This is a genomic window from Nocardia asteroides (genome assembly GCF_021183625.1).
Classification (GTDB): Bacteria; Actinomycetota; Actinomycetes; order Mycobacteriales; family Mycobacteriaceae; genus Nocardia; species Nocardia asteroides_A.
This window is the reverse complement of sequence record NZ_CP089214.1, coordinates 1,932,408-1,943,690: the sequence shown is the minus strand read 5'-3', so window position 1 is coordinate 1,943,690 and position 11,283 is coordinate 1,932,408. Positions and strand designations below refer to the sequence as shown.

Genomic DNA, 11,283 nt, shown 5'->3' with positions numbered 1-11,283 from the left:
AGTCAGCTCCGCCTTGGCCGGATGACCGCGGTGAAACTCGCGGCGGCGACCACGGTTTCGTCGCCGCCGGTGATCCGCACCGGCACGGTGAACTCCACCGGCCTGCGCGCCGCCGCCTCGGTGCGCAACCTCTCCAGGGTGTCATCGGGAAGCTCGGCGGTCGCCAGGAACCGCCCCGCCGCACCCTTCGCCCTGGCCAGGTACTCGATCCGGCCGTCCCTGGCGACCACGAACGAATCCGCCATGTGCGCCGCGATCCCGGAGACCGCCGCGCCCATGGCCGCCGTCTCCGCCAGCCCGAACAGCACCGCGGCGTGCACGTCGCCGTTGTGGTTCAGGTGCTCCCGGCCCGGCGTCATGGCGACGGCATTGCGCCCCTCGGCGAACTCGACGCCCTCGATTCCGGCATACCGGATGAAGCCCAGCTTCTGGAACCCGGTCATCACCAGGTCGCCAAGGGTCGCGACATCCACGCTGCCTCCTCGAAGTGAAACCTGTTCCAATTTACCGGCACGGCGACCGAATCGCTAACACAGCGGATACACGGGGGCCGCACCCGAGTCACACACCCTTTTCACAATCGACGGGTGCCGATGCTCGGCGCGGAAGGGCGACCGCCATGACTCCCCGTCACGTCCCGGCTCAGCCGGACCAGTTCACCTTCGACCCGGGCGGCACCGCGCTGCTGGTGATCGACATGCAGCGGGACTTCCTGCTACCCGGCGGATTCGGCGCGAGCCTCGGCAACGACGTGGAGCAACTACGCAGCGTGATCCCGCCGCTGGCCCGGCTGATCGCCGCGGCGCGGGCGGCCGGGCTGCCGGTGATCCACACCAGGGAGGGGCACCTGCCCGACCTCTCCGACTGCCCGCCAGCGAAACTGCGCCGCGGCACCCCGTCCCAGCGCATCGGCGACCCCGGCGCCTTCGGCCGAATCCTGATCCGCGGCGAGTACGGCCACGACATCGTGGACGAGCTGGCGCCGATCGAGGGCGAGGTGGTGATCGACAAGCCCGGCAAGGGCGCCTTCTACGGCACCGGCCTCGCCGCCGAGCTGGAGCGCCGCGGCATCACCTCGCTGCTGGTCACCGGGGTGACCACCGAGGTCTGCGTGCACACCACCGTGCGCGAGGCGAACGACCGCGGCTACGAGTGCCTGGTCGTGGCCGACTGCGTCGGCTCGTACTTCCCCGAATTCCAGCGGGTCGGGCTGGCCATGATCGCCGCCCAGGGCGGCATCTTCGGCTGGACCGCCGATTCGGCGGCCGTGCTCGACGCGCTCGCCCCCGCCCCGAGCCCGGCCCGTTGAACAGGATCTCGCGATGACGCTCGACACGAAACCGGCCGAACAGGCCGAACCCGCCCCGCCGCTGCGGCTCCCGTGGTGGACCAGGGGCGACACCAACGCCTTCTTCGGGCTGGCCTTCAACATCCTGGTCAATGTCCTCACGCTCACCACGCTCTCGATCGCGGTGGTGAAGATCCCGAGCGGCGACGTGCTCGGCACCGTGCTGCCCGCGCTCGGCGTCGCGCTGGTGCTCGGCAACCTCTACTACATGGTGCTGGCCCGCAGGCTGGCACGGCGCGAGAACCGCGACACCGTGACCGCGCTGCCGTACGGGCCGAGCGTGCCGCACATGTTCATCGTGGTCTTCGTCGTCATGCTGCCCATCTACCTGCAGACCGGCGACGCCCTGCGGGCCTGGTCGGCGGGGTTGGCGTGGGCCTTCATGATCGGCGTGATCGTGATGATCGGCGCCTTCGTCGGGCCGTTCATCCGGAAGATCACCCCGCGCGCGGCCATGCTCGGCACCCTGGCCGGGATCTCGATCACCTTCATCGCCATGCGCCCGGCCGCGCAGATGTGGGAGGCGGCCTGGATCGGGCTCCCGGTGCTCGCCATCATCCTGATCGGCTTCTTCACCGACGTGAAGCTGCCCGGCAACGTCCCGGTCGGGCTGGTCGCGCTGCTGGTCGGCACGGCCATCGGCTGGATCGGCGGGTACATGTCCGCGCCGGACGTCTCCGCCGCGGTCGGCGATATCGCGCTCGGGCTGCCCGACCTACGGCTCGACCTGCTCTTCGACGGGCTCGGCGACCTGGCCCCGCTGCTCGCCACGGCCATCCCGCTCGGCGTCTACAACTTCACCGAGGCCATGAGCAACGTGGAGAGCGCCGCCGCCGCGGGCGACAACTACAACCTGCGCAGCGTGCTGCTGGCCGACGGCTTCGGCGCGGTGCTCGGCGCCGGCTTCGGCTCGCCGTTCCCGCCCGCCGTCTACATCGGCCACCCCGGCTGGAAGGACGCGGGCGGCCGCACCGGCTACTCGCTCGCCGCGGGGGCGGCCATCGGGGTGATGTGCCTGCTCGGGCTCTTCGGCGTGCTCGCCACGATCCTGCCGATCCCGGCGATCGTGCCGATCCTGCTCTACATCGGGCTGCTCATCGGCGCCCAGGCCTTCCAGGCGGTGCCGAAGCTGCACGCGGTCGCGGTGGTCGCGGCGCTGCTGCCGAACCTGGCGGAGTGGGCGGTCGGGTTGATCGACAACGCCCTGAGCGCCGCGGGCACCAGCGCGGAGAAGGTGGGGGAGGAGGCGCTCGGCCAGGCGGGCGTCGTCTACCACGGGCTGCAGATCCTCGGCGAGGGCGCGGTGCTGGCCGGGCTGGTGCTCGGCGCGCTGGTGACCTTCGTGCTGGACAAGCGGTTCCACGCCGCCGCGATCGCGGCGCTGGTCGGCGCGGTGCTCAGCTGGATCGGGCTGATCCACGCCCCCGAGGTGGCGTGGGCGGCGGCCCCGCAGGTCGCGCTCGGCTACCTCTTCTTCGCGGTGGTCTGCCTCGCCTACTCGCTGCTGCCGAAACCCGCCCCGGCGGAGCCGAAACCGGAGCCGGACCCGGAGCCGAAGGAGGAGGCGGTGGCTCAGGAGGGCTGACGGATCCCCATCACCCCGGTGACCGGTGCCGCCCACTCCAGCTTGCCGGAGGCGGCGATCATCTCGTCCAGCGCGGCGGCCAGGTCATCGGGGATGGGGGCCGAGCGGCGCAGCTCCAGATCCACGTGCACCAGCAGGATCTCCACGGTGTTGGCGAGCCGGTCCCGGCCCTGGTCGACCAGGAAGGCCATCATGTGCACCGCCTTGGCGCTGCGCTCCAGCACCCGGGCGTGCACCGCCAGCGAGTCGCCGAGCCGCAGCTCGCTGAGGTAGCGCAGGTGGTGCTCGGTGGTGAAGAGCCCCATCCCGCGCTCGCGGCGGTAGCGGTCGTCGAGACCGGCGGTCTGCAGCAGCGCGTCCGCGGCCACGATGCCGTGCCGCAGGTAGTAGACGACGTTCATGTGGCCGTTGGCGTCGATCTCGCGCTCGGTCACGTCCGCGGTGAGCGATGCCGGGATCTCGCGAATCTGCGCCACGGTGGGGAGGTCGATAGCCATGCTTCCGATCCTGCGACACCGGTGCGCGCGGCCGCGCACCGGGTCGCCGGTCAGCGCGCGCCGCGGATCATGCCCTTGCTCCGCATGAGGTGTTCGCCCAGGTAGCCGTCGTGCGGGACGCCGGGGCGGAGCCAGGTGGTCGGGTTGTCGCCGAGGTAGAGGTTGGTGATGCTCGGCTCGTCCAGCAGCCGGTCGATCAGGGCGCGCCGGGTGGTCATGGCGGTGAGCACCAGCGAGTTCCGCAGCGGGGCGATGCCGTCCTCCGGCCGCCACCGCCCGACCCACACGCACGGGAAGCCGAGCTCGATCCCGAGCCGCGGGTCGCCGCCGTCCGGCACCAGGTGCACCGCGGGCCGCAGCACAGCGCCGCCGCCGGGCAGCTCGTCGACGATGGTGTCGCCGCCGAGCAGCGCCCTGGCGTCCCCGGCGGCCGCGTGCAGGTACCGGTCCATCGCGCGGGCCGACTCGATGGGCTGCACGGTGAGGACGGCGTCCGGGTGGTCGGCGGGCAGGCTCGGGATGGCGGCCAGCGCCTCGGCCAGCGCCGCCGCCACCGGCTCCGGGTCGCCCTCGACCAGCACGGCGGTGGCGCAGGTGCAGGCGGTGCCGCCGAGGTGGCTCACCGAGCCCGCGAGCAGCTCGATCCGCGACCGCCAGTCGACCTCCGCGGTGATCAGGATCTTGGAGCGCCCCGGCCCCTGGGTGAGCACCCGCGGGTCGCCGCCGTACTTGTCCACCACGTCCTGGCCGCCGTAGACGATGGCGTAGTCGGACTCCGCGATGATCACGTCCGCGGCGGCGTAGTCGGTCGGCAGCAGGGTCACCGTGTCCGGCGGGAAGCCCGCCTCGCGCAGCGCCGTGATCAGCCGGAACGGGGTGAACGGCTCGCGGGTCGACGGCCGCACCGCGACCTTGTAGCCGAGCGCGAGCGCCTCCGGCCAGAGGCCGTGCACCGCGGGGGTGTTACCCGCCGCGTGCACCGCGAACAGGTCGCCGCGGCGGGTCCAGACCCCCGACCCGGTGCGCGTGCGCTCGGCGTCCCACGCGTCCACCGCGCCGCGCGGCATGGCGAGCGTGCGGGTCTCGCGCTGGGCCCGCAGCACGTCGGCGACCCACTGCACCGACTGCCGCACCACCGCGAGCGGCACCCCGGAGACGGTGGAGACCAGGCGGGCGTACTCGTGCGGATCGAGCCCGGCCACCGTGCCGTGCAGGAAGAGCTCGGCCGCCCGCTCCAGCGCGGCCAGCCGCTCCGGCACCGGGAGCACGGTGGCGGCGCGCATGGCGGTCAGCGTGCGGCGCACGTAGAGCGGCGGCACCTGGCTGATCTCGCCGACGGTCGCGCCGGAGAGCGCGGTCAGCGGAAGCCGCTCCCGGGAGCGGTAGGCGCCGGCCGGGCCGAGCGCGTCGATCCGGACGTCCATCAGTAGACCCCTTCGATCACGACGCGATCGCCGAAGGTCTGAACCGGTCCCACGTCGGCGACGGCGCAGCCGAGCGCGCCGGGCAGCGGCGGCAGCTTCAGCGCGGTGTCGCGCTCGGTGTTGTTCGGCAGCAGCGCGTATTTCGTGAGGTGGTTCATCACCACCTGCCCGCGTTCGCCGTAGGCCACGTCCCGCCCGGTGGCCGGGTCCACCACCCGGAAGGCGATGTAGGGGCTCGGGGCGTCGAAGACCGGCAGCCCGTCCGGGTGGTCCTCCCCGCGCTCGCGCGACATGCCGAGGATGGTGGTGCTGCCGTACAGCCCCTTCAGCGGAATTCCCGGGAAGATCTCGGTGCGGAAGATGTCGCGGGTGTCGGCGTCCATGTGCGCGCCGCTCCAGCAGATGAACTTCACCTGCTTGCGGATCGAGTCGACCAGCTCCGGCCGCCGGGCCACCCGCTCCAGCAGCGGCGGCGTGGTGATCAGGATGCCGATCGACTGGGTGCTGAGCAGGTGCCCCACCTGATCGACCAGGTGCTCGGCGTAGCGCTCCGCCTCCTCGGTGGCGCCGCGGGCGAGCAGCTGCTTGATCCAGCGCGGATCGAGGTCGATGGTGAACTTCACGCCACCGTGTCTGCGCGCCCTCCGGGTCGCGAACTCGCCGAACATGTGCGGGCCGCTCGGCGCGACGGCGAGCGTGTTCACGGTCCCGAGCCCGGCGTAGTCGACCTCGTCCCAGCCCAGCGCGAACTCCATCCACGGCTCGAACATCACGAAGCGTTTCGGCAGCCCGGTGGTGCCGCCGCTCTCGAAGATCCCGGCGATCTCCCGGTCCGCACCGGTGAGCCCGCGCGGAATCAGCTCCGCGATCTCGACGTCGCGGAATTCGTCCACGACATTGGGGAAGCGGGTGAGGTCGTCGAAGCCGCGGATCTCGGTCAGCGGATCGAAATCGAGGGTGCGTGCTCGGCGCAGCCAGTACGGGCTACCGGTCGCGGGGTCGAAATGCCAGCGCATCAACGCCCGGATGTAGTCGTCGGGGTCGACCGGCGCGGCGCCGAGGTCGAGAATGGCAGAACACATGCGTCCTCCAGGGCGTGGAACTCACGCACACTGTGGCCGAACGCGCAGCCCCGCCGACACCGCCGCCGCCCGGCTTCGATGACGCGATCACGGAATTGCGGGCCGCCCCGGCAGCGGGAGGTATGTCTGGTACGTCCGCATGTTCGGCAATCCGGCCGCTACCGCCGCGTCGGCAGCAGCGATTCGTCCCTGGCGCCGGGGCCGAGCAGCGCCCGCAGCTCGCCGCGGCGCACCGGCTCGCCGCACTCGGAGCAGACCGGCTCGACCGTCATGAGGTGGCCGCACGTCTTGTGCCGCAGCTGGATCGGCGGGCCGTCGGCGGCGGCCCACTCGTCGCCCCACTGCCGCATGGCCGTCACCACCAGCCAGAGCGCGCGGCCCTTCTCGGTGAGCCGGTAGTCGTGGCGCACCGGGTTCTCCTGGTACGGCTCGCGGGCCAGGATGCCGTGCTCGACCAGGTGCTCCAGCCGCTGGGTGAGCACATTGCGGGCGATCCCGAGGCGGCTCCGGAAGTCGTCGAAGCGGGTGACGCCGAGCAGGGCGTCGCGCACGATCAGCAACGTCCACCACTCGCCGACCACCTCCAGGCACTGGGCCAGGGAGCAGTTCATGTCGGCGAAGCTCGTTCTGCGCATGACTCCAGAGTAGTCGGTTGCGTGAAAGAACTCACGCGTTCTAGAGTGCGTTGCATGACGCAACTCACTACCCCCGGCCTCGCCGGGGTGTTCGATCTGACCGCGACCGGGGACGGCCGCCACACCGCGCGGGTCGACGAGACCTGGCAGGGGTGGAGCGGGCCGCACGGCGGCGTGGTCGCGGCGCTGCTCGTCGAGGTCGCGCTGCGCGCCGCCGCCGAGCCGCTGCCGGTGCGCGCGGTCGACCTGCGCTTCCTCGGCCGTCCGGCCACCGGTGTGCTGGAGTTCGCCGCCGCGGCGACCGCCGTCGGGCGGAACACCGCCGTGGTGGACGTGCGGGCCGAGCAGGGCGGGGTCGTGGTCGCTGCGGCCGCCGTGACGCTCGGGCGCACGGTCCCGAGCGAGGTCGCCGCCTATGCGGGGACACCGGCCCCGGAGGTGCCCGCGCCGGAGGAGTGCGCGGAGTTCCGGCTGCCGCCCGAGATCGTCCCGGCGGGCGCGCATTTCGAGATCCGCCCGGCGAGCGAGGTGTTGCCGCTGACCGGCTCGGCCGAGCGCGAGCTCCGCGCCTGGGTCGTGCTGCGTCCGGAGCCCGGTGGCGCCACCGAGTTCCCGATCGATGCCGCCGTGCTGGCGATCCTCGCCGACGCGCTGCCGCCCGCTCTGTTCCCGGCGTTGCGCGCCCCGCTCGCCCTGCCGACCGTCGCCTTCTCCCTGCACCTGCACGCGGAGCCGGTTGCGGCACAGCCGGTTCTGGTGACGACGGTGAACGCCTCCACCAGCGGGGGCTGGTCGGTCGACGACACCGAGCTCAGGGCCGCGGACGGGCGGCTGCTCGCCACCGCCAGGCAGACCCGCCGCGTGCTGGGCTGAGGCGCGCCGTGACCTCCGTGACCGCGGCGCCGCGCGCCGCCACCGACCTGCGCAAGGTCCTCGTCGTGGTGAACGCGGGCGTGCTGCTCTCCAGCCTCGACCTGTTCATCGTCAACGTCGCGCTCTCCGACATCGCCGCCGACTTCGCCGGGGTGCCGATCGCCGAGCTCTCCTGGGTGCTCAACGCCTACGCCATCGTCTTCGCCGCGCTGCTCGTCCCCGCCGGGCGGCTGGGCGACCGGAGCGGCATCCGCACCACCTTCCTGCTCGGGCTCGGCCTCTTCGTGCTCGGCTCGGCGCTCTGCGCGACCGCGTGGAACGTGGAGTCGCTGGTCGGCTTCCGCATCCTGCAGGCCGTCGGGGCCGCCGTGCTCACCCCGGCCTCGCTGGGGCTGGTGCTCGCGGCGAGCCCGCCGGAGCGGCGCCCGATGGCGGTGCGGCTCTGGGTGGCCTTCGGTGGGCTCGGCGCCGCGCTCGGCCCGGTGCTCGGCGGCATCCTGGTGCAGGCCGACTGGCGCCTGGTGTTCCTGGTGAACGTGCCGATCGGGCTGGCGGCGCTGCTGGCCGGGCTGCGCGTGCTCCCGGTCGTGCCCGGCGACGGCGGCGGCCTACCCGACCTGCGCGGCGCGGCGCTCGCCGCGCTGGCGGTGGCCGGGCTGGTGCTCGGCCTGGTCCAGGGGCCGGAGTGGGGGTGGAGTTCGCCGGGGGTGCTCGGCGCCTTCGCGCTCGCGGTGCTGTGCGGAATCGGCTTCGCGGTCTCCTCCGCGCGGCACCACAGCCCGATCGTGGCGCCCGCGCTGCTGCGCGCCCCGAACTTCGCGCTGATGACCGGCAATGCCGTGTTCTTCAATATCGCCTTCGGCGGCATGCTGCTCTCGGTGGTGCTGTGGGCGCAGACCGTCTGGGGCTGGTCCGCGCTGCGCACCGGGCTCGCCATCGCGCCGGGGCCGCTGCTGGTCCCGATCGTGGCGCTGCTGGCCGGGCGGCTGATCGCCCGGGTCGGCCCCGGCCCGGTGATCGTGGCGGGCGGGGTGGTCTTCGGAGCGGGCACGCTCTGGTGGTCGCAGGCCATCACGCTGCACCCGGAGTACGCGGGCGGGCTGCTCGGCGGGATGCTCGTCACCGGTGTCGGGGTGGGGCTGGTGCTGCCGACCTCGTTCGCGGTCGGCACCGGCGGGCTGCCGCCGGAGCGCTTCGCCACCGGCTCGGCGGTGCTCAGCATGGCGCGCCAGGTCGGGCTCGCGGTCGGCGTCGCGGTGCTGGTCGCGCTGGTCGGCACCCCCGCGGGGCCGGAGCGGGCGCTCGAGGTCTTCCACCGGGCCTGGATCGTGATCGCCGTGTTCGCGGCGTTGGCCGGGCTCTTCGGGCTCGCCGTGCGGCGGCCGCGGCAGGGCTGAGCTCGCTGCGCCGGGGTGCGGCGTGGCGGTGGAGTCAGCGGTTGAGCAGGGCCGTGAGCACGGTCCGCGCGGCATTGGTCGGGGTGCGCCCGGCGGCGTGCCCGACCGTCAGGTGCCACGGGATCGGCGCGCCCGCCCGCTCGCCGTACCGGATGCCGGGCGCCACCGCCGCCACCGACCGTGGCACCAGCACCACGCCGAACCCCTTCGCCGCCAGCTCCAGCGCGAACGCCTGCTCGGCCACCTCGATCACCGGGCGCCGCAGCGGCAGCACCGCATCGGCCACCGTCCTGGTGCCCCAGCCGGGCGGGAAGTCGATGAACCGCTCGCCGTCCAGCTCCGCCGGGCGGAACGGCCGCCCGGCCAGCGGGTGACCGGGGGCCGTGCAGAGCACCACGCTCTCCTCGGCCAGCGGGTACCGGGTGATCCCCGGCAGCTCGGCGGAGACCCCGACCAGCAGCGCCAGATCCAGACTGCCCTCGCGCAGCCCGGCCAGATTGCCCGCGGCGCCCGCCGCGCTCTGCCGCATCCGCACCGTCACCGCCGGGTACCGCCGGTGCAGCCCGGCCAGCACCCCCGCCAGGTCGATCAGGTGGATGTTGAGCAGGTTGCCGAGCACCACCTCCCCGCGCACCTCGCCGCGCGCCGCCGCCACCCCGTCGCCGATGGCCCGCCGCGCCCGCAGCATCTCCAGCGCCGGCTCCACCACGGCCGCGCCCGCCTCGGTGAGCAGCAGCGCGCGCGGGGTGCGGTCGAAGAGCCGCGCGCCGAGCTCGCGCTCCAGCTTCGCCACGCTGGCCGAGACCGCCGACTGCACCATGCTCAGCGACCGCGCCGCCGCGGTGAACGAGCCGTGCTCCCGGCAGGCCAGGAAGCACTCGATCTGCCGCAGCTCCATCGCCCGATGGTATCGCTGCTGTCGATGGCACCATCGACAACCATCGCTTTTGTCGATCGCGGCTCCGGCGCATGCTCGGACCATGACCACAGCGCCCGCCACTCCCGCCACTCGCGCCACCCGAGCCGTCGTGCTCGTGTTCGCCATCGCCGCGGGCTCCTCCGCGGGCTGTCTCTACTACCTGCAGCCACTGCTGCACGAGGTCGCCGCCGACCTGGCCGTCTCGACAGCCACCGCCGCGCTGCTGGTCAGCGCGGCTCAGGTCGGATATCTGTGTGGCCTGGCCCTGCTGGTGCCGCTCGGCGATTTCCTGGAGCGCAGGCGGATGGTGCCCGCGCTGCTCGCAGCCTCGGTGCTCGCGCTGCTGGTCTCGGCGCTCACCCCGGTCTTCCCGCTGCTGCTGGTGAGCGTCTTCGCCACCGGGGTGACGGCGTCGGCGGCCCAGGTCGTGGTGCCGTGGGCCTCGGCGCTGGCCGAGCCGGAGCGGAGCGGCGAGGTGGTCGGCGCCGTGATGAGCGGGCTGCTGCTCGGCATCCTGCTCTCCCGGGTGCTGGCAGGCGCCGTCGCAGAGGTCGCGGGGTGGCGCGCGGTGCTGCTGGTCGCCGCCGGGCTGCAGCTCGCCACGTCGATCGCGGTCTACCGGCTGGCCCCGGCGAGCGGGCGGGCGGCGGACGGTGAGCGCTACGGCGCGGTGCTGGCCTCGATCCTGACTCTGATCCGCAGGCACCCGGTGCTCCGGCACCGGATGATCCTCGGCTTCCTCAGCATGGCCTGCTTCTCCGCCGTCTGGACCGCGCTCGCCTTCCTGCTCTCCGGCGCGCACGGCAGCCCGTACCACTACCCGGAGATCGTGATCGGGCTCTTCGGGCTGGCCGGGGCGGCCGGTGCGCTCGGCGCTCCGCTGGTCGGGAAACTGGCCGACCGGGGGAACCTGCGCGCGGTGACGACCGGGGTCTGGCTGACCGTACTCGCCGGTTGGGCGCTGCTGGCCTGGGGCGGGCAGCAGGTGTCGGTGCTGATCGTGGCGCTGCTGGTCTTCGACTTCGGCATCCAGGGCGTCCAGCTGGCCAACCAGAACGCCGTCTACGCCCTCGACCCGGCCGTGCGCAGCCGGCTGACCACCGCCTACATGGTCACCTACTTCGCAGGCGGGGTGGTCGGCTCGGTGGTCGCCGGCTTCGCCTACCAGGCGGGCGGCTGGCTGTTGATCTGCGCGCTCGGCGCGGGCACGACCGTCGTCGGGATCGCGTTCTGGACCGGGCTCTTCGCCCGCCACGCTGTAGCCGCATCGGAGCCTGCGCCCGCGCGCTGACGGGTCGCCCGGGCCGGTGTGACCACCGACACGGAATGCGGGAATGGCCCGGACTTCGGTGGGTATGCCTCGGACGTCCGGGCCATACCTGTGTGGTCCGGTTCGTGCTACTTTTCGTCACACTTAGTACAGGTCTCAACGACTGGAGGTCTGCCGTGCCGAGCGCCGCGCCCGATTCATCAGTGTTCGCCCAGACCGGAGGGGAAGGTGGGGGTGCGGCGCTCGATCAGGT

The 11,283-nt window shown here is 73.1% G+C and carries 11 protein-coding genes; 5 read left to right on the top strand and 6 right to left on the bottom strand.

All coding sequences use genetic code 11. The annotated features are described in order from the left end of the window. Nucleotides 1-2: 2 nt before the first annotated feature. A complete protein-coding gene (locus LTT61_RS09420; protein WP_233019550.1) occupies nucleotides 3-473 on the bottom strand; it encodes a PaaI family thioesterase in 471 nt (156 codons plus the stop codon). 146 nt (nucleotides 474-619) lie between these two features. Between LTT61_RS09420 and LTT61_RS09415 the strand changes: the two genes are divergently transcribed. After that, a complete protein-coding gene (locus LTT61_RS09415) occupies nucleotides 620-1,309 on the top strand; it encodes a cysteine hydrolase family protein (protein WP_233019549.1) in 690 nt (229 codons plus the stop codon). A gap of 13 nt (nucleotides 1,310-1,322) precedes the next feature. Beyond that, nucleotides 1,323-2,933, top strand: a complete 1,611-nt coding sequence (locus LTT61_RS09410) for a regulator (protein WP_233019548.1) — start codon at nucleotides 1,323-1,325, stop codon at nucleotides 2,931-2,933. Here the strand turns inward: LTT61_RS09410 and LTT61_RS09405 are convergent. From LTT61_RS09405 to LTT61_RS09390, 4 genes are all read right to left on the bottom strand, one after another. Next, complete coding sequence (locus tag LTT61_RS09405) at nucleotides 2,921-3,430, bottom strand: thioesterase family protein (protein ID WP_233019547.1); 510 nt, start codon at nucleotides 3,428-3,430, stop codon at nucleotides 2,921-2,923. The two genes, LTT61_RS09410 and LTT61_RS09405, sit on opposite strands and share 13 nt — an antisense overlap. 50 nt (nucleotides 3,431-3,480) lie before the next feature. Then, nucleotides 3,481-4,854, bottom strand: coding sequence for an aldehyde dehydrogenase family protein (locus LTT61_RS09400; protein ID WP_233019546.1), 1,374 nt, complete (start codon nucleotides 4,852-4,854; stop codon nucleotides 3,481-3,483). Next, nucleotides 4,854-5,936: a phenazine antibiotic biosynthesis protein gene (locus LTT61_RS09395; RefSeq protein ID WP_233019545.1), complete on the bottom strand. Its 1,083-nt coding sequence runs from the start codon at nucleotides 5,934-5,936 to the stop codon at nucleotides 4,854-4,856. Before LTT61_RS09395 ends, LTT61_RS09400 begins: the two co-directional genes overlap by 1 nt. A gap of 158 nt (nucleotides 5,937-6,094) precedes the next feature. Further along, nucleotides 6,095-6,571, bottom strand: a complete 477-nt coding sequence (locus LTT61_RS09390) for a winged helix-turn-helix transcriptional regulator (protein WP_233019544.1) — start codon at nucleotides 6,569-6,571, stop codon at nucleotides 6,095-6,097. 54 nt (nucleotides 6,572-6,625) lie between these two features. Here LTT61_RS09390 and LTT61_RS09385 point away from each other — a divergent pair, with 54 nt between their 5' ends. After that, the gene (locus LTT61_RS09385; protein WP_233019543.1) at nucleotides 6,626-7,444 is read left to right on the top strand and encodes an acyl-CoA thioesterase; all 819 of its coding nucleotides are present in this window, start codon (nucleotides 6,626-6,628) and stop codon (nucleotides 7,442-7,444) included. Nucleotides 7,445-7,452: 8 nt separating this feature from the next. Next, nucleotides 7,453-8,841, top strand: a complete 1,389-nt coding sequence (locus LTT61_RS09380) for an MFS transporter (RefSeq protein ID WP_233019542.1) — start codon at nucleotides 7,453-7,455, stop codon at nucleotides 8,839-8,841. Nucleotides 8,842-8,875: 34 nt separating this feature from the next. Here the strand turns inward: LTT61_RS09380 and LTT61_RS09375 are convergent, their stop codons facing one another. After that, nucleotides 8,876-9,739, bottom strand: a complete 864-nt coding sequence (locus tag LTT61_RS09375; protein WP_233019541.1) for a LysR family transcriptional regulator — start codon at nucleotides 9,737-9,739, stop codon at nucleotides 8,876-8,878. Between the two features lie 82 nt (nucleotides 9,740-9,821). Here LTT61_RS09375 and LTT61_RS09370 point away from each other — a divergent pair, with 82 nt between their 5' ends. Further along, entirely contained in the window at nucleotides 9,822-11,051 is a 1,230-nt protein-coding gene (locus LTT61_RS09370) for an MFS transporter (RefSeq protein WP_233019540.1), read from the top strand. The last annotated feature ends 232 nt before the right edge of the window (nucleotides 11,052-11,283 follow it).